Raw genomic sequence first — 17,739 nt, 5'->3', positions numbered from 1 at the left:
CCAACTGGCCCTGGGCCAACGCCCTGACCAGCGCATTCAACAAGCTCGCCGCACTACCCCGGCCCACCGGCTGACGTCGAGGCTCACGCTCCAACCCGCAACACGGAGGAACCCGGCCCAGTGCCGGGCCCTCAGCATGCCAACAAAGCGGCAAAACCAGCGCGAATCAACTTCATCGAAAACAAGCTATGAATCCATGCTCAAGTGAAAGACCGAGGACAGTGGTCTTGCCCTCTGGCTCGTACCCAATGGCCGTGTGGGGAGCCACCATCACAACGTCGCCTATGCTGACCGGCTCGACCCGGTTCGTGTAGTCGATGAGCAACGAACCATCACGGATCACAACGAAGCGCACGCAGTCGAATGCACTGGCCTGCACTCGGCGGCGCGAGGTCAGCGTTCCTGCTCTGATCGCTGCAAAAGGTGTACTCATGGCTCCGTCTCGTACGCCGTGACCATCGGCGTGGTGTCGGCATTCCGTGAGATGCGGTCACCGGCGCACGGTCTGGGCGAAGACGCGGTGATCGTTCATCGTTGGGATGGACGGTGTTGCATCCCCATGTAGGTGCCGCCTTCTTCCAGTTCGTCGAGCATCTGATTGATCCGCGTGCCTCGCGTCTTGGGTCGCTTCGCGCGACCGATCCATGCAAGGTAATCGTTGCGCTGGTAGGCCGGTCTGTCGTTGTAGGCGTTGCGCAACCGGTGCTCGGCGAGCACTTCCGCGATATCGTCTGGCATCTGCTGTGCTGGCCTTTGCAGGGTCATGATGCGCTCTCCGGCACGACGGCCAGTGCTTCGATTTCCACCAGAACGCCGGGTCGCGCGAAGGAATGAACGATGACTACCGTGACCGCAGCGGGATTTGCGCCCCAGACCTCGAACGCCGATGCGTACCCGGCACCAGCGTCGGCCCCGGCAGCTAGATAGACGCCGAGTCGGGCGACGTGGCTCGCGTCTGCCCCTACGTCGGCGAGCACCGTGAGTACGTTCCGGAGGGCTTGCTTCGTCTGTTCACCGAGATCGGTGGAAACAAGCTGTCCCTGCTCATCGGTGCCGTGTTGTCCGCCGACGACGAGCAGCGAGCCACCTGTCGCCAGCACACCCTGAGAGAATGCGGGGTTCTTGTGCAGAGCTGCGGGGTTGATGTGCGTGAGGGTCATGAGTTGTTCTCCTGTCGTGGTTGCTGTTGTGGATCGTTTGTCGTGCCGGATGCGGCGCGGCGTGCGCGCAGCGCCCGTACTTTGTGCCGGTTGCCGCACCGCTGCATCGAGCACCAGGCGCGATTTCTCGAATGCGAGGTGTCCAGATACATGACCGCACAGTCATCGGCACCGCAGACGCGTACTCGCTCTGCCTGACGGAGCGCAGCGACGGCAGACCTTGCGATGGTTGCCAGGAGCCGATCGGAGCTGACCGGCGGCTCGGCGCGCAGTTGGGGCGGCACGTCAGGACGCGCCGCCCACTCATCAATGGTGGCCGCAGACTCGTCTGGAACCAGTCGGTCATAGGCTGCCGCAATCACCGCCTGGGCGATCATCTTCCGCAGTTCACGCGCTTGCGCGTAGTCCGCCGCGCTCACCGGCACATCGACTCCGAATCGTTCGCGCCACCACTTGGCGACATCCTGCGGCTCGCGCCAGTACTCCCACTCAGGCGGGCCGGGAAAGCCACCCGTGTAGGCGAAGTCGAATGCGATAGAGCCGGAGTCGAACCACCAACGCTGCCCGTCGCCTGCGACGAACCACTGGCCGGTCGGTGGGTCCAGATTCATGTAACCATGATACTCGGTTACGTTCCGGATCAGTCAACTGTAGACCTGACGGTGTCGGCTACCGACCCAGAGACGGCCCGCCATAGTGTGGAGTGCGGTCGTGCGTATGAGAGTGAGACGGATCGAGCTGTCGTTGGCGCTCTTTCATGGCACGGCCGCCCGCCTCGTGCTGCGCCTGCTCCGTGGCACGGGTCTGCTCGATCCGCTCGACTGCCTCGGCCGGGGTGAGGGCGCGGAGCGCCTCGACTTCGGCGCAGGCGTGCTGCGCGGCGCGGGCCTGGTTCACGGCGGTGGTGTGGGGGGCGGGCGTCGAGGTAGGCGGCCTGGTGCTTCGCCACGGCCTCGGCACCCGAGATGCGGGCGTAGATGCGCAGGCGCGGCCACGGGTCGGGTTCCAGCGCCTTGCGCACGGCTCTCGCTGCGGCCTCGTGCTGCTCGGTCGCCTCGATCACGCGCGGGTCGGTGTCGATCCGAGGGCGCGTTACGCGCTCGACCCACACGGCCCGACTCTCACCACGCAGCGGCGGCTTGCCCCACGTTCTCGTCAGCCGATTCTCCGCGTGGTGGGCGAGGGTCTGCGCGGTGTCGAGTTCGGCGGTGGCGCGACGCTTGCCGAACCTGCCGACCGGTGCCTAGCCGGTCGCGGGCGGCACGCCGTGCGGTGTCGGCATCGCTCCACTCGGCCAGCGCCGCCGATGCCTGCTCGGTGAGCGGGGCGGCGACCTCGCCCCGCACCCGCTCCAACTGCCGGGCTGCGCTGTCTGCGGTCCGTGTTGCTTGGTCGCGTTCCTCGCGCTGCCGCGCATACAACTCCGTCAGCGCTTCGGCGGCCTGCCGCCACAGGGCCGCGCGCTGTTCGGCGTGCTCGGCCTGCTGGGTGAGCGCGGCTATCTCGGTGGTGACGATCTGCACGGGGCCGTCGTCGACCAACCCCCGCACCGCTTCTGCCGCTTGCTGAGTGGCGTCGGTGAGTCCTCGGTCGGCGCGGTCGCGCTTTACCGCGTCGATGAACTGCTGCCGGGCCTCGGCCGGATTCTCGGCGATGACATGCAGCACGTTCTCGTCGGTGCCACGGGTCATGCCGACATAGACGGCCGCGCCACTCATGGCGTCGGTGAGGATCGTGTGCGATGCCGGTACGGTGATGCCCTGCACCCTGTAGGCGGTCGAGGCGTAAGCCAGGTGGGTGTGCTCGGTAACGTAGGCGGCGGGCAGGCGCACGGTGCGCTCGCGTTTCCTGTCGCTGTCGCCGCTGGTGTCGTAGGTGTAGCGGGTGGCGGTGTGGGCTTCGGCCGTCCAGGAGCTGGTGGCGGCCCATGCTCCGCCCTGCTGGGTGAACTCGGTGACCGTGCCGTCGAGTTCGGACAGGCGGTAGGCGGTGCTGCCCACCCTGGTCAGGGTCATTCCCTCCGCGCCGGGTTCGGGGGTGAAAGAGGTGCCGTCGGTGTTCTTGGCGAAGGTGGTCCAGTCGCCGCCGATGGTGTTGACCACCGCCATGGACGGCTCCGGCAGGGTGAGGGTGGTGTAGTCGACGTCCGCCGCCCCACCGGTCGCGCCGCCGGACCAGGCGGGTCCGAAGGGGGCGACGATCTCGGTCATCGACAGGTTGTCCCAGTAGACCCGGCGACCCGAACCACCCTGAGCACCGTTGTAAAGCCGGAAGAACGCCTCGGTCGCGCCGGCGGGGACGGTCATGTCGACCGACAGTTCCTGCCAGCCGTCGGTGTAGGCGGCCATCGGCGAGACGACTTCGCTGTAGGTGCCGCCCACGCGGTGGATGCCGACGATGCGCAGCCCACGCTGGGTGTTCTCCGGTACGAGGCCGGTGGCGGCGGGCACGTAGATCCAGCCGGTCATCCGGTACGTCTTGCCGGCGGTCATGCCCAACCGCAGCCCGCCGTTGTCCCCGCCGACCGCCACGTAGGTGTCGTTGCTCGTCGTGGTGACCGGGGTGATCTCCAGCGAGTCGACAGGGGTGGTCTCGCCCTGACCGCGGGCGGTGGAGCGGGCCGCCGACGAGGTGGTCGGCACGGTGAAGCCGGTCAGGTTCGTGGAAATCTGCTTCTGGTTCGGCGTGAGCCGTTCGGCCATTGCCTGGTAGCCGTCGCTGCGGTTACGCGACGACGACGTCCGCGACACCGACAGGCCCAGTTCGTCGGCGTCGGTGGAGGACATCGCGTAGTCGCCGGTGAGCAGGTTCACCGAACCCGGCCCGACCTCGTCGGCGGCGGCGCCAGCGCCGCTGGAGTCGACGCTCACCTGCACCCACGGAATCGTGTACGCCGGGGTGGTGCCGCTGGGGGTGTAGATACGGGCCCGGACTTGCACCACGCCGCCGGTCAGGCCGAGGGTGTCGGTGGCGTTCCAGATCGCGTACCCGCCGTTTCGGACGCCCCACACTTCACCTCGATCACGCCAACCGCCAAGATCACAGCAAAAATGCCTGCTAAGGAGCGGTGCCAGGCCCGACCTGCCGCCCATCATCGAGCAGCAGTGTGGGGCGGTCGTGTGAGCACACCTGTGAGCACGATGATCAGAAAATCGGCACTGGTCGATGACCAATGCCGATTGACCTGCGGAAACAAGGGTGGAGCCGAGGGGACTCGAACCCCTGACCCCCACACTGCCAGTGTGGTGCGCTACCAGCTGCGCCACGGCCCCTTGTTGTCGCACCCGGTCTCCCGGGCACTGGGAGAACTATACACACGCCCGTCAGCATGGTCATCTCGCGGGGGTGCCCGCCGAGCCGGTCAGTTCAGCGCCACGTCCGGTGGGAAGTGCGCGACGGCGGCCATCATGCCGCCTTGGCGGCGCAGCACCATGGGCCACAGGTCGTCGGGGCGGTCGACGAACGCGTCGCCGGGGAGGGCGTCGAGCACGAACCAGGAGCCGTCCTCGATCTCCTGCTCCAGCTGGCCGGTGCTCCAGCCCGCGTACCCGGCGAAAACCCGGATGCCCTGTACGTTCTCCCGTAACCGCTGCGGGTCGACCGACAGGTCGAGTGTGCCGACCGCGCCGGAGACCTGATGGAAGCCTTTGAGGCGGCGTACCGGTGTCCGCATACGGGCCAGGCAGATCGCCGATTCGGGCTGTACGGGGCCGCCCTCGAACAACACGGCCGGGTGACGAGCCAGGTCGCCCCAGTCGCGCAGCACGTCTGCGACCGGCACTTCGGTGGCCCGGTTGAGCACCACACCGAGCGCGCCGCCGGGCTCGTGCGCGACAAGCAACACGACGGTACGGTCGAAGTTCGGGTCTTTCAGTGCCGGTGTCGCCACCAGCAGCTTCCCGATCATCGACTCCGTCGTCCGCCCGCCGATCGCCTGCCCCTCTCCCTGCATCACACCTACCCGTCAATCGCGCACAGGGAGGCAGAACCGGCCACACTCGTCGACGGTGAGCCCAACCGGTGACTTCCGCGCTCTCATCGTCATGCCTGGCACCATAGCCTGCGTCCCCGATCCAGGCGAAGATCTGGCGGTCGGGTGATCGACAGACGCGGTCGGACGGGGTTGTCGAAGGGCTCCTACCGGCCGATCGCTGACCGGCCGGTAGGAGCGACATGTCCGGGCAGTGGCGAAACGGCCTGGGCACCCGAGTCGCCCCGATACATTCGGAGACGATGGCTACGGTCCGCGACACCACCTACGACCTGCTCCGGGCCTTGGGCATGACCACTGTCTTCGGCAACCCCGGGTCCACCGAGGAGCCGTTCCTGCACGCCTTCCCCGACGACTTCCACTATGTGCTCGCGCTGCACGAGGCATCGGCGGTGGGTATGGCCGACGGATACGCGCAGGTCACGGGGGCGCCGGTGCATGTCAACCTGCATACGGCACCGGGCACCGGCAACGCCATGGGCAACATCGTCACCGCCTGGCACAACCGGACCCCGCTGATTGTCACCGCCGGCCAGCAGACCCGGGAGATGCTGCTGCTCGAACCCCGCCTCACCGCCCGCCATCCCACCGAGCTACCTCAGCCCTACGTCAAGTGGGCCCACGAACCGACCCGGGCCCAGGACGTCCCTGCGGCGCTCATGCGGGCGTACGCGACCGCGATCCAGCCGCCGTCCGGACCCGTCTTTCTCTCGCTGCCGCTTGACGACTGGGCACAGCCCGCCGGCCCACCGCCACAGGTCCGCACGGTGGCCACCCGGTTCGCCCCTGACCCGGAGCGGCTGCGTCATTTCGCCGCCGCACTGGCGACGTGCCGGTCACCGGCGTTGGTGTTCGGGGCGGCCGTGGACCGGGCCGGTGCCTGGGAGGCCGCGGTCGCTCTGGCGGAGCGGCTGGTCGCGCCGGTCTGGTCGGCGCCCGCGCCGGAACGCACCGCTTTTCCTGAGAGCCATCCCCATTTTCGGGGAGTGTTGCCCTTCGCGATCGGCCCGTTGGCCGACCAGCTTCGGGGCCACGACACCGTGCTGGTGGTCGGCGCACCGGTGTTCCGGTACTACCCGCATGTGCCGGGTGAGACGTTGCCGGATGGTGCCCGGCTGCTGCACGTCACCGACGATCCTGAGGAGGCGGCCCGGGCGCCTGTCGGTGACAGCCTCCTTGGCGATGCTGGCCTCACCCTCGCCGCGCTGGCCGATCTGATGCCACCGGCGGACCGGCCACCACCGGTCGCCCGCCGGGTGCCGGCGCCGGTGACGGATTCGGTTCCGCTCAGTGCTGACGGGCTGTTCGCCGCGCTGGCGCGGCACTGGCCCGAGGACGGGGTGCTGGTGCAGGAGTCCCCGTCCAACCTGTCGGCGCTGCGTCGTCGGCTGCGGTTCGACACTCCCGGGTCGTACTTCACGATGGCCAGCGGTGGTCTCGGCTACGGCCTGCCGGCGGCGGTCGGTATCGCACTCGCGCAGCGTGACACTGGCCGTCATCGACCGGTGGTAGCGGTGATCGGCGACGGCTCTTTTCACTATTCGGTCCAGGCCCTCTGGACCGCCGCCCGGTTGCGGTTGCCGCTCGTCGTCGTCGTGCCGGTCAATCAGCAGTACGCGATCCTCAAGGCGTTCGCTGAACTCAAGCAGACGCCGGGCGTACCCGGACTGGACCTGCCGGGCATCGACGTCACGGCGATCGCCCGGGGCTACGGCTGCGCCACCACCGTCGCCGACGATCCCGATCAGCTCGGGGAGGCGCTGACGACGGCGTTGCGGGCTGGTGGTCCGACGGTGTTGCCGGTGCCGATCCGTACCGACGTTCCGCCGATTCTGTGAGCGGCAGTAGGCGTGACAGGGGCACCGGCCGACGCCGCCCCGGGACCGGGCGGCGTCGGCCGGGCGGTCAGCCCGCAGCGAAACGCAGCGGTGATGCGCTGACCACGTCGAGGACCGGTCGGGCTCCCAGAGGTGACCGTAGCGTCACCGTGACCGGTTCCAACCGGAGCATGTCGTCGCAGACGCCGGTGCTCCGCACCACCGTGCCGCCGACCACGACCACCTGGTCGTGTTCCTGCACCAGCGGAGTGATTCCACTGTCGCAGCTTCCGACGCCGAGCCGGAAGATCAGCGTCGTGTCGTCGGCGGATTCGATGTCCTGCGCGCTGACGAGGTCCTGCGGGGTGGGCGCCGACGGCGTCACGGGGTCGGGCAGGGCACCGACGGCGTCGGGTGCGACCGCGATCCGGGCGACCACTGCATCGATTTCCTCGACGGTGAACAGCCAGGCCGGTACCTGTGCCTCGCCCTGACTGGTGTGCACCGGCGCGGAGCCCAGTTCGACGTTGGTGACGGTGAGCGGAATGCAGTCGGCCTGCGGCCCGCTGCTCACTGGCGCGTCGGGTCCGCCGGGCGGTTCGGCTGGCGGCGGCGTACCAGGGTCCTTTGGTCGACCGGGGCAGGGTGGGGGGTCCCCCTGGTCGAGCTGCCGGTACGCCTCGGCTGCGGTGATCAAAGGCACCGGCATCTCGTCGTCCGGGAAGCGGATGGTGCCGTCGTCTGGTTGCCCGGACGGCATCGGCACCTGCTCCCGGTACCACCCGGCGTTGAAGGCGAGCTTGGTTTCCTCGGTGAAATCCGGGTCGCCGAGGAGCACGGTGGGGTCTTGCAGCGGTACGTAGCCACTGGTCCACTCTTCATCGGGGCGCCACGCCTGCGCGATCGTTGTGGCTCGCTGCTCGAATTCCTCGTGCCCGTTGGCCGGGATGCCCGGCCCGGACGACCCGGTGTGGGCCGGGGCGCAACCGGCGGCCATCAGCAGCAGTGGTGGACCCAGTAGGGCGAGGATGCGGCGCATACCGGTTTGACGGTGCATCCCTGTGGCTGGTTCCCGCGATCCGTGATGGTTGCGTTCCGTTCGTGGCCTCGACCGGGGCAGAGACGACTACGCGCCCCGGTCAGGTGACCGGGGCGCGTGGCGAGGTGGTGGAGGTGCCGGGAATCGAACCCGGGTCCTTCGCCGCCTTGTCAGGGCTTCTCCGAGCGCAGCTCGCTGTGCCTCTACTCGGCCCCTCCGATCACGCGAGCGAGTCGGTGTGACGGGCCCAGTCGCTGATTGATCTCGCCGCACGGACCCCGCGACCGGGTCCGGTTGGCCAGCCTTCTAGCTGATGCCGGCTAGCTGGGTCGAAGGCGCTCCCAGGCCGACAGACTTGCTACTCGCCTCAGGCGGCGAGAGCGAAGTCAGCGCGATTGTTCTTGGCGCTTATTGGTTTCCGACGAACGATTCTCGAGACGACGTCGGCTTCCTCGGCTCGCTTCCCCTGCCGCAACGTACGAAGTCGAAACCAGTCACCCCCTCGACAGGCCGCCGGGTTTCGGCGGCTCCGACAAGCGTAACGCCTGCCGCAACCTGATTCATCCCGAGCCCGGGGCAACGCGCCGCGCTCGACATTCCGGACAGATCAGTCGTGCATTCCCTTGCCTCGCCGACCCACCGCCCGCTGGATCTCCCGGTCAGCGTCCCGTTTGGCGAGGTCCTGCCGCTTGTCGTAAGCCTTCTTGCCCTTGGCCAGACCGATCTCCACCTTGGCCCAGCCGTCGGAAAAGTAGACCTGCAACGGCACCAGGGTCAGTCCGCTCTCCCGGAGCTTGCCGATCAGCCGATCGATCTCCAGCCGCTTCAGCAGCAGCTTGCGGGTACGTCGGGGCTCGTGGTTGGTCCAGGTGCCCTGCACGTACTCGGGGATGTGCATGCTGTGCAGATAGAGCTCGCCGTCCCGTTCCTGAGCGAACGCGTCGACAAGTGAGGCGCGCCCGGCTCGCAACGACTTCACTTCGGTGCCGGTGAGCGCCATGCCTGCCTCGTACGTGTCGAGGATGGCGTAGTCGTGACGCGCCTTCTTGTTGGAGGCGACGACTTTGCGCCCCTTTTCCCGTGGCATCGCCGCGCCACCTCCCTTCCGTTCCTGCCGTGACCGATCCTGCCGTGACCGATCCTGCCGGCCGGCGGGCGGAGATCATGCTACCCGAACGGCAAGGGCCCTTCCGCGCCGATTGTTCCGGCGTGGAAGGGCCTTCGCCGCACTGGTGGGGGTGGTCCGGTGTGCCCTGCGGTCCACGCGGAGGAGCTAGACCCGCAGGTAGAAGCGGAGCGTGACCCAGGCGGTGACCGCGCTGATCAGGCCGCCGACACCAGCCATCACCGGGAAGGTCAGGAACACCTCACCCCAACTCACCGGCGCGAAGAGCCCTTGTAGCGCGCTGAGGGCGCCGTCGAAGAGGAACACCTTCAGCGCGGCCAGGGCGCCGAGACCCAGCACCGAGCCGATGAGACCGGCGACCACTGCCTCCAGCACGAACGGTGCCTGGATGAACCAGTTGGACGCGCCGACCAGCTTCATGACCGCCACCTCACGACGCTTGCTGTACGCGGCGACCTGGATGGTGTTGGCGACGAGCAGCAGCGCGGCGACGGCCATCGCGATCGCGGCGACGAGCGCGATGTTCTGCCCGGCGGTGAACAGGTTGAAGATCTTGTCGAGTACCTGGCTCTGGTCGACGACCTGGTCGACACCCTCGATCGCGGTGTACTGGTCGGAGATGACCTTGTATTCTTCCGGGTTGACCAGCTTGAGCCGGTACGACTCCGGTAGCTGCTCCGCCCTGACCGCGCTGAGCAGGTCCGGTGAGTCCCGGAACATCTCCTGGAAACGCTGGAAAGCCTCGTCCTTGTTGACGTACGTGGCCTGCGAGATCAGCGGGTCGGACTCCAGCTGCGCGGAGATCGCGCTGCGCTGTTCGTCCGTCACGTCGGCGTTGAGGAAGATCGAGACCTCGATGTTCTCGAAGTACAGCTGCTTCATGTCCGCGACCTTGGTGTAGATCAAGCCGCTGGCGCCGAGCATGGTCAGCGAGACCGCCATCGTGATGATCATCGCGATGGTCATGGTCACGTTGCGCCACAGTCCGACCAGTACCTCGGACATGACGTATTTCATCCGCATCGGGATTTCCTCCGGCTCTCCGGCGTGAGGTGTTCGTCGTCAGATCGGGGTGCGGTGGGTAGGAGCCGTCACCCGTAGACGCCGCGGGCCTGGTCGCGAACGATACGGCCGCTCTCGATTTCGATGACGCGGCGGCGCATCTGGTTCACAATGTTCGAGTCGTGCGTGACCATCACGACGGTGGTGCCGGTGCGGTTGATCCGGTCCAGCAGGCGCATGATCTCGATGGATGTGTCCGGGTCCAGGTTACCGGTCGGCTCGTCCGCCAGCAGGATCAGCGGACGGTTCACGAACGCCCGGGCCACCGCCACGCGCTGCTGCTCACCACCGGAGAGCTCGTGTGGGTAGCGGTGCTCCTTGCCTCCGAGCCCGACCAGTTCCAGCACCTCCGGCACGACCCGACGGGCCACCGCCTTGGTCTTGCCGATCACCTCCAACGCGAACGCGACGTTCTCGTACGCGGTGCGGTTGGGCAGCAGCCGGAAGTCCTGGAAGACACAACCGATCGAGCGGCGGAAGTGCGGGCGCTTCCAGGACCGCATCGACGTGACGTCCTTGCCGTTGACGACGACCCGTCCCTTGTTGGGGGCCACCTCGTGCAGCAGCATTTTGATGATCGTGGACTTGCCGGAGCCGGATGGGCCGATGAAGAAGACGAACTCGCCCTTGTCGATCGACACGGACACGTTGTCGAGCGAAGGCCGCGACGCCTTCGGGTACGTCTTCGTCACTTGCTCAAGCTGAATCACGGGTGGTGAGTCTACGCCGTGTAACTGGCGTGCCAAGTCCCACGCCCCGCGGTTGCGGAGCAACTCATCAAATCAGCACGTCAGGGGAAGATCGGTGGCGCGCTCCGCCCACGATCGATCACGCACGGTCGCCGGCTAGTTGCTGCTGCTTCCGCCACCGGATCCCCGCCTCGATGAAGGAGTCGAGGTCACCGTCGAACACCGAACCAGGATTGCCGGTTTCCTGCTCGGTCCGCAGATCCTTCACCATCTGGTACGGGTGCAGCACGTACGAACGCATCTGGTCACCCCAGGACCCGGCGGCGTCGGTCTTGAGCCCCTGAAGCTTGGCCTGCTCTTCCTGACGCTTGCGCTCCAGCAGCCTCGCCTGGAGCACCCGCAGCGCGGATGCCTTGTTCTGCAGCTGCGACTTCTCGTTCTGACAGGTCACCACGATGCCGGTCGGGATGTGGGTGATCCGTACGGCCGAGTCGGTGGTGTTGACGCTCTGTCCGCCCGGGCCCGAGGAGCGGTAGACGTCGACGCGCATCTCGTTCTCGGGGATGTCGATGTGGTCGGTCTGCTCGACCACCGGCAGAACCTCGACCCCGGCGAAGCTGGTCTGCCGCCGTCCCTGGTTGTCGAACGGACTGATCCGCACCAGCCGATGGGTGCCGGATTCCACGCTGAGCGTGCCGTAGGCGTACGGGACCTTGACCGTGAAGGTGGCCGACTTGAGGCCGGCTTCTTCGGCGTACGAGGTCTCGTAGACCTCGGTCGGGTAGCCGTGCCGTTCGGCCCAGCGCAGGTACATCCGCAGGAGCATTTCGGCGAAGTCCGCCGCGTCCACGCCGCCGGCACCCGCCCGGATGGCGACGAGCGCCTCCCGTGAGTCGTACTCGCCGGAGAGCAGCGTGCGGACCTCCATTTCCTGGATGGCCTTGGTCAGCCCGGCGATCTCGGTCTCGACCTCGGTGAGCACGCCCGAGTCGGATTCTGCCTCCGCCAGCTCCAGCAGCACGTACGCGTCGTCCAGCCGGGACCGCAGACTGCCCAGCTTGTCGATCTCGCCGTTGACGTACGACAGCTGCGAGGTCACCTGTTGGGCGCGGGCCTGGTCGTCCCAGAGGTCCGGGGCGGACGCCTCCTGCTCCAGGCGGGCCTTGTCGGCGCGGAGACGGTCGAGGTCGAGCACCGCCTCGATGTTGCGCAGCGTGGCGTCGAGTTCCTTGAGCTGTTCGGCGAAGTCGGCAGCGGTCACGACAGACAAGGGTACTGCTCGGACGAGGAGTGAGCTTGCGAGCCCCGCAGACCGAGCCAAACAACCCCGCTCGGACGAGGAGTGAGCTTGCGAGCCCCGCAGACCGAGCCAAACAACCCCGCTCGGACGAGGAGTGAGCTTGCGAGCCCCGCAGACCGAGCCAAACAACCCCGCTCGGACGAGGAGTGTGTTCGGGTCAGCCGGTGGCGGCGCTCTTGAGCCAGGACAGGGCGGCGCGGTGGTACGCCACGGCGAACTCCAGTGCGCTCGCGTCGTACGTGTCGCCTTCCTTCTTGGCGTTCTTGACCTGCTCACGGACTCGGGCCAGCGCGTCCGTGTGGTACTCGTTGGCTGCGACCTGAAGGTTCTTCAGCTGGTTCGGGGAGTGCAGGTTGCCGAAAGCGATACGTAGCGCGATCGGGTTGCGGATGGTGTCCCGTCCCGGATCCTCGGCCAACCAGCGGGAGAATGTCCGTTTTCCGGCTGCCGTGATGGCGTACGGTTGACTCATCCGCGGTCCGGGCTTACCCAATCGGACGAAACCTCGCTCAGCCAGCACCGGCAACTCCCGGTAGACCTGGCTGCGGGTCATCGACCAGTATGGCGCCAGGCGACGCTCGGCGGCGGCCATCAACTGGCCACCTGTCATGGGGCCCTCATGGAGCAGCCCGAGCAGGGCCGCCGCCGTGGGGTTCACTCCGGATTCCGCCATGCCCCTTACGCTGCCACTTTGCCGGGCCAGCGTCCAGGATTTCCCCTTTTCACCACCGTTTGGGGTTTCCTATGTGCACTGTCGGCGCGCGACGGTCCGCCAAAGTGGCCTCACCTGCCCTGTTCTGGTCGTTGCCGACCGGGCAGCTGACCTGACGCGGGGTGGGTCCTTCTCCCCGCCTCGGGGCGGGGAGAAGGGCCTTTTCGCCGCTTTGTCAGCCCATGTGCGGGTAGGTGTGGTCGGTCGGGGGGACGAAGGTTTCCTTGATCGTCCGAGGGGACATCCAGCGGACCAGGTTGTGCCAGGAGCCCGCCTTGTCGTTGGTGCCGCTGGCCCGGGCGCCGCCGAACGGCTGCTGCCCGACCACGGCGCCGGTCGGCTTGTCGTTGACGTAGAAGTTACCGGCCGCGTACCGCATCTTCTCGGCCACCGCGTCGACCACCCGCCGGTCGGTGGCGAAGATCGACCCGGTGAGGGCGTACGGGGCGACGGCTTCGGCCTGGGTCACCACCTCGTCGAAGCGGGCATCGTCGAAGACGTGTACGCCGAGGATGGGACCGAAGTACTCGGTGGTGAAGGTCTCGTGTGCCAGGTCGTCGCACTCGAAGATCGTCGGGCGGACGAACCAGCCGACCGAGTCGTCGGCGGTGCCACCGGCGATGATCCGGCAGCTGCCGTCGGCGGAGATCAGCTCCAGCGCCGCGGTGTGTCGGGCGTACGCCCTGTCGTCGATCACCGCACCGCCGAAGTTGCGGAAGTCGGTGACGTCGCCGTAGGCCAGCCCGTCGGCGGTCGCGGCCAGCCGGTCCCGTAGGCCGCTCTCCCACAGCGAGCGCGGGACGTACGCGCGGGAGGCCGCCGAGCACTTCTGCCCCTGGTACTCGAAGGCGCCCCTGATCAGTGCAGTGTGCAGCGCATCGACGTCAGCGCTGGGGTGAGCGACCACGAAGTCCTTGCCCCCGGTCTCGCCGACCAGCCTGGGGTAGCCCCGGTAGCCGGCGATGTTTTCCCCGACGGTGCGCCACAGGTGCTGGAAGACCCTGGTCGAGCCGGTGAAGTGGATACCGGCCAGGTCGGGATCGGCCAGCACCACGTCGGAGACCTCCTCGCCCCGACCGGTCACCATGTTGATCACACCGGGTGGCAGGCCGGCCGCCTCGAACAGCCGCATGGTGAAGTGCGCGGCGAACTGTTGGGTGGGACCCGGCTTCCAGACGACGGTGTTTCCGAGCAGGGCTGGGGCCGAGGGGAGGTTGCCGGCGATGGCGGTGAAGTTGAACGGGGTGACCGCGTAGACGAAGCCTTCGAGTGGCCGGTGGTCGAAGCGGTTCCACACCCCGGGCGACGACATCGGCTGCTCGGCCAAGAGCTTGCGGGCGAAGTGCACGTTGAACCGCAGGAAGTCGATGAACTCGCAGGCCGAGTCGATTTCGGCCTGCACGGCGGTCTTCGACTGGCCGAGCATGGTGGCCGCGTTCAGGGTGTCCCGCCAGGGGCCGGAGAGCAGCTCGGCGGCGCGCAGGAAGATCGCGGCCCGTTCCTCGTAGGGCAGTGTGCGCCATCCTGGTGCGGCGTCCTTGGCGGCTTCGACCGCCGCCCGCGCGTCGTCGTGGGTGGCGTGTCCGGTGACTCCGAGCACATGCGCGTGCCGGTGCGGCTGCACCACCTGGATCGATTCGCCACCGGCCATCCGCTGGTCCCCGGCGATGGTCATCGGCAGGTCGATGCGCTCGGCGGCCAGCTCGGTGAGCCGCCGTTGGAGACGTTCCCGGTCGGTGCTGCCCGGCTCGTAGCTGCGCACCGGCTCGTTACGTGGCTCAGGTACGGAGAACACAGCGTCCATCAGGGCTCCTGGGTGATCTCGGCGGCGTTGGCGAAACCGGCTCCGCGGTGGCGGAACCTGCGCCGATCCTCCCACGCCCAGCATCGCTCGATCACACCCCGGCTATTCGTGGACCAACGATCACGAGGCGACACACCTGAACCGGGAAAGATTCGTACCCTGAAGGCGGATTCGGCCGACGGAATGAGCGCCATGCGGGCTTCGGGTGGAGGTCGGTTCCGGCCGCGTACGCTGGGTTGCCGGTTGATGTTCCGGCCCGGTCTGGCCCGGCGGCGAAGGGAAGACGATTGAGCAACGAGCCCGGTGGGCCGACCGCCGCTCAGCCCGACGCCACCGACGGTCTCGACGCCGGTCGCCCGGGACCCGCCCCGGCGACGACGGCGCTGGCGCTGCTGGCAACCGGTTGGCTGGCTGCGATGCTCTGGTCGACCCGGGAGGCGGTCAGTTCGGCGACTGCCGGGGTCACGGCGGTCAGTCTCTCCGCCTTCGCGCTGCCCGGCGTGATCTCGGCCGCGCTGGTGGCCGGGGCCGCCGTCGGGCTGGCCGCCGGCGAACCGGTGGCCCGCCGGACCGAGCGGGTCACGTTGCGCTTCGCAGTGGCGATCGGCGCCGGCCTACTTGTCGGGCTACTCGCCGCGCTCGCGATCGACCTCACCTACGCCGGTGACGTCACAACCCGCACGATCGCCGGCACCACGGCAGCCGCAGCCGTCATCGGGGGCGCGCTCGCTGGGGCCCGCAACGGTGCCGTGGTGGGAGCGGTGGCTGCCGCCGCGTTGAGCACCCTGGTCTTCGTGGTGGCCTTCAGCGTGGCCCGGGATCCGCTGTTCCGCCTCTACGGCGCCGGCGACAGTCAGCAGTCGCTCGTCACCGCGGCCAGTTGGGTCTCCCGGACCGAGTCCCTGCTGGCCGGGTTCGTCGCCGGGGGCCTGGCCTTCGGTTACCTCACCTGGGCGCGGCGCCGAGCCCGTCGTGACGGCGACGGGGCGGGACCGCGCTGGCCGGTGTACCTGGTGGCAGGCGCGGGACCGGGACTGCTGCTCCTGCTCGCCGAGGTGATCATCCGGGTGGGTGGGCGTTCGCTCATCGACCTGGCCGCCGCGCTCAGTGAGGCGGACGCGGTGGCGCAGACCTCACTCGGTACCTCGCGGGTGGACAACGCCATCTGGGTGCTGTTCGTCGGCGCACTGACCGCCATGGTCAGCTTCGGCCGGACACTCGGCCCGCCGGCCGACGACGAGGAGTAGTCGGCGGCCGGTGCGCGCCGGGACGCAATGCGGTCACTTCTCCGTAGCGGCGGCGCGCAGCAGGGTCTCCAGTTCGCTGGGGTCGTACCACTCCAGTTCGTGGTCCTCGACACCGTCGACGGTGAACTGTGCGTCGGGGTCACCGGTCAACGCCTCAAGTACCACCTCGACGGCGGCGGCGACATCGGTCGCGGCGTCCACCCCGTCCACGTGCACGGCCGCGACGGCCGTGACCGCAACCGTGGTCAGCAGCTCCACCACGCTCGAACCCAGCTGCCCGTCGCCCCGACCGACAGCCGTCACAGGTAGGTCCGCCGAGACGACCACCCGTCGACGCGGCGCAGCCGGGTCGTGCCGGATCAGTTGCAGCGCGTCCTGAGCGGCCCGGGTGAAGGCCACGTACTCCAACTCCTCCTCGTCGCCTTCCGCGTACCACTCGCGCAGCGTCGGGGTCACCGCGTGCGCCTGTGTCGCAGCCAGGCCCTGTTCGGGCAGTCTGACCAGCATCGGTACGGTCGCCGGCACGTAAACCCGGACAAGCTCGTCGGTCACCGTGGTCTCCCCCGCTCTACTCGCTCCGGCGGCGACACCGCCGGGCCGGCGTACGGCTCTGCCCGTCCGCCCTGACCGTCATACACCTCGCGTCGGCTTCGTGGAAGTTCCGGCTACGTGCTGGTGTGTCCAGCAGGCCGGGGACCAGATTGGTCGCGGGCCGCTGCCGGTGGCAAACTGAGGCGAACGACGTCAACCCGGGGAGTTTGGGTGGAGCCGAGGTTTCTGCTCCTGTCCGACGTGGCCACCGAGCTGAACGTGTCGGATTCGCAGGTCTACCACATGGTACGCAGTGGCGAGCTGCCCGCCATCAAGATCGGCGGCCGGGGGCAGTGGCGGGTGGAGCGGGCCCGTCTGGAGGAGTACATCCAGCACAAGTACGCCGAAACCGCCGAGTGGGTGCGCGGCAACCCCTTGGCGGAACGCGATCCCGACTAGCGGTAGAACGTCGCCAGAGCATTGACCGCCTACTCTACCGTGCCTGAGAATCGAGCTTGTCGAAGGCAAACGAAAGCAAACGAAAGCTTCTGCGGTAGGGGGCAGCGCGATGACCGACCTCCGGCGACCCGGGCCAGCCCGCCCACCCGTGCGGCTGCGGCCCGCACCCACCTTCGAGCCGCCCCCCGTCGACGAGGACACCGCCGGTTGGCCCCGCCCAACCGACGGTCAGCTCGCCCTCGATCTCTTCGCCACCGGACGCCAGTGGCCCAGCGGTCGCGGCCCGGACCGGCCACCATCGCCCTGGGGCGCCTCACGGGCAGGCAACCGACCGGCCACGCCGGGCGTGCCGCCCACAGACGGGGCCAACCAGCCCACCGGGCCCGGCCCAGCGGCACACGACGGCGCCGGGCCGGCCCGGCAGCTACCGCCTGACGCCCTGGCCACCGCCACCCCCGCCGCCACCCGGGTCGCCCATCGCTTCGTTGCCACCTGCCTGGAGGTTCTCAACGGATTCCGACCACCTGTGCAGCTACGGCATCAACTCGATCCGGCCCGGATCGCCGTCCTGCTGCCCGAACTGGCCCGCGCCACCCACCGCGGGGCACCGGTTCGGCGACGATCGGCACGGCCCGGGGTGCGGCTACGTCGGCTGCGCGTCTGCGAGCCCCGCCCCGCCGCCATCGAGGCCGCCGCCGTCCTCACCGGCGCAGGTGGTCGTAGCTGGGCGATGGCGCTGCGGCTGGAGCAACGACGCGGCAACTGGCTCTGCACCGACCTGCGGATCCTCTGACCGCACCGC

The 17,739-nt window shown here is 68.3% G+C and carries 18 protein-coding genes, 1 tRNA gene and 1 other RNA gene; 4 read left to right on the top strand and 16 right to left on the bottom strand.

Features of this window, described 5'->3' with window-relative positions:
- Positions 1-172: 172 nt before the first annotated feature.
- The 7 genes from HCA58_RS13970 to HCA58_RS13940 all read right to left on the bottom strand — a co-directional run bounded on the left by HCA58_RS13970 (position 173) and on the right by HCA58_RS13940 (position 5,112).
- Complete coding sequence (locus HCA58_RS13970) at positions 173-433, bottom strand: hypothetical protein (RefSeq protein ID WP_169598249.1); 261 nt, start codon at positions 431-433, stop codon at positions 173-175.
- 95 nt (positions 434-528) lie between these two features.
- The gene (locus HCA58_RS13965; protein WP_169598248.1) at positions 529-765 is read right to left on the bottom strand and encodes a YdeI/OmpD-associated family protein; all 237 of its coding nucleotides are present in this window, start codon (positions 763-765) and stop codon (positions 529-531) included.
- A complete protein-coding gene (locus tag HCA58_RS13960; protein WP_169598247.1) occupies positions 762-1,160 on the bottom strand; it encodes a RidA family protein in 399 nt (132 codons plus the stop codon). Before HCA58_RS13960 ends, HCA58_RS13965 begins: the two co-directional genes overlap by 4 nt.
- Complete coding sequence (locus HCA58_RS13955) at positions 1,157-1,771, bottom strand: CGNR zinc finger domain-containing protein (protein ID WP_169598246.1); 615 nt, start codon at positions 1,769-1,771, stop codon at positions 1,157-1,159. The genes HCA58_RS13960 and HCA58_RS13955 overlap by 4 nt, the downstream gene beginning before the upstream one ends.
- Positions 1,772-2,281: 510 nt before the next feature.
- On the bottom strand, positions 2,282-4,171 hold the full coding sequence (locus tag HCA58_RS13950) for a hypothetical protein (protein WP_169598245.1): 1,890 nt from the start codon (positions 4,169-4,171) through the stop codon (positions 2,282-2,284).
- 188 nt (positions 4,172-4,359) lie between these two features.
- Positions 4,360-4,432: transfer RNA gene (locus tag HCA58_RS13945), tRNA-Ala, on the bottom strand.
- A gap of 89 nt (positions 4,433-4,521) precedes the next feature.
- Positions 4,522-5,112, bottom strand: coding sequence for a YqgE/AlgH family protein (locus tag HCA58_RS13940; RefSeq protein ID WP_169598244.1), 591 nt, complete (start codon positions 5,110-5,112; stop codon positions 4,522-4,524).
- Between the two features lie 281 nt (positions 5,113-5,393).
- Here HCA58_RS13940 and mdlC point away from each other — a divergent pair, with 281 nt between their 5' ends.
- Positions 5,394-6,989, top strand: coding sequence for a benzoylformate decarboxylase (gene mdlC, locus HCA58_RS13935; protein WP_169598243.1), 1,596 nt, complete (start codon positions 5,394-5,396; stop codon positions 6,987-6,989).
- A 67-nt stretch (positions 6,990-7,056) separates the two neighbouring features.
- Here mdlC and HCA58_RS13930 read toward each other — a convergent pair whose 3' ends face one another.
- The 8 genes from HCA58_RS13930 to pruA form a co-directional block, all read right to left on the bottom strand.
- A complete protein-coding gene (locus HCA58_RS13930; protein ID WP_169598242.1) occupies positions 7,057-8,007 on the bottom strand; it encodes a hypothetical protein in 951 nt (316 codons plus the stop codon).
- A 126-nt stretch (positions 8,008-8,133) separates the two neighbouring features.
- Positions 8,134-8,509, bottom strand: a transfer-messenger RNA (tmRNA) gene (gene ssrA / locus HCA58_RS13925).
- Positions 8,510-8,614: 105 nt separating this feature from the next.
- A complete protein-coding gene (gene smpB / locus HCA58_RS13920; RefSeq protein WP_169598241.1) occupies positions 8,615-9,094 on the bottom strand; it encodes an SsrA-binding protein SmpB in 480 nt (159 codons plus the stop codon).
- Between the two features lie 186 nt (positions 9,095-9,280).
- Entirely contained in the window at positions 9,281-10,156 is an 876-nt protein-coding gene (gene ftsX / locus HCA58_RS13915; RefSeq protein WP_169598240.1) for a permease-like cell division protein FtsX, read from the bottom strand.
- Positions 10,157-10,224: 68 nt separating this feature from the next.
- On the bottom strand, positions 10,225-10,905 hold the full coding sequence (gene ftsE, locus HCA58_RS13910; protein ID WP_117229384.1) for a cell division ATP-binding protein FtsE: 681 nt from the start codon (positions 10,903-10,905) through the stop codon (positions 10,225-10,227).
- Positions 10,906-11,023: 118 nt separating this feature from the next.
- On the bottom strand, positions 11,024-12,145 hold the full coding sequence (gene prfB, locus HCA58_RS13905; protein ID WP_169598239.1) for a peptide chain release factor 2: 1,122 nt from the start codon (positions 12,143-12,145) through the stop codon (positions 11,024-11,026).
- A gap of 196 nt (positions 12,146-12,341) precedes the next feature.
- Positions 12,342-12,857, bottom strand: coding sequence for a PadR family transcriptional regulator (locus HCA58_RS13900; RefSeq protein WP_169598238.1), 516 nt, complete (start codon positions 12,855-12,857; stop codon positions 12,342-12,344).
- Positions 12,858-13,071: 214 nt separating this feature from the next.
- A complete protein-coding gene (gene pruA, locus HCA58_RS13895) occupies positions 13,072-14,700 on the bottom strand; it encodes an L-glutamate gamma-semialdehyde dehydrogenase (RefSeq protein ID WP_169598237.1) in 1,629 nt (542 codons plus the stop codon).
- A gap of 287 nt (positions 14,701-14,987) precedes the next feature.
- Here pruA and HCA58_RS13890 point away from each other — a divergent pair, with 287 nt between their 5' ends.
- Positions 14,988-15,947: a hypothetical protein gene (locus HCA58_RS13890; protein ID WP_169598236.1), complete on the top strand. Its 960-nt coding sequence runs from the start codon at positions 14,988-14,990 to the stop codon at positions 15,945-15,947.
- A 33-nt stretch (positions 15,948-15,980) separates the two neighbouring features.
- Here HCA58_RS13890 and HCA58_RS13885 read toward each other — a convergent pair whose 3' ends face one another.
- On the bottom strand, positions 15,981-16,499 hold the full coding sequence (locus tag HCA58_RS13885; protein ID WP_169598235.1) for a hypothetical protein: 519 nt from the start codon (positions 16,497-16,499) through the stop codon (positions 15,981-15,983).
- Between the two features lie 210 nt (positions 16,500-16,709).
- Here HCA58_RS13885 and HCA58_RS13880 point away from each other — a divergent pair, with 210 nt between their 5' ends.
- Together HCA58_RS13880 and HCA58_RS13875 are read left to right on the top strand one after the other, a co-directional pair.
- Positions 16,710-16,937: a helix-turn-helix domain-containing protein gene (locus tag HCA58_RS13880; protein WP_169598234.1), complete on the top strand. Its 228-nt coding sequence runs from the start codon at positions 16,710-16,712 to the stop codon at positions 16,935-16,937.
- 109 nt (positions 16,938-17,046) lie between these two features.
- A complete protein-coding gene (locus HCA58_RS13875) occupies positions 17,047-17,730 on the top strand; it encodes an Rv3235 family protein (protein WP_169598233.1) in 684 nt (227 codons plus the stop codon).
- The last annotated feature ends 9 nt before the right edge of the window (positions 17,731-17,739 follow it).

This window comes from Micromonospora sp. HNM0581, from assembly GCF_012726175.1.
Classification (GTDB): domain Bacteria; phylum Actinomycetota; class Actinomycetes; order Mycobacteriales; family Micromonosporaceae; genus Micromonospora.
The sequence above is the reverse complement of the archived record's forward strand: the minus strand, read 5'-3'. Positions and strand labels throughout refer to the sequence as shown.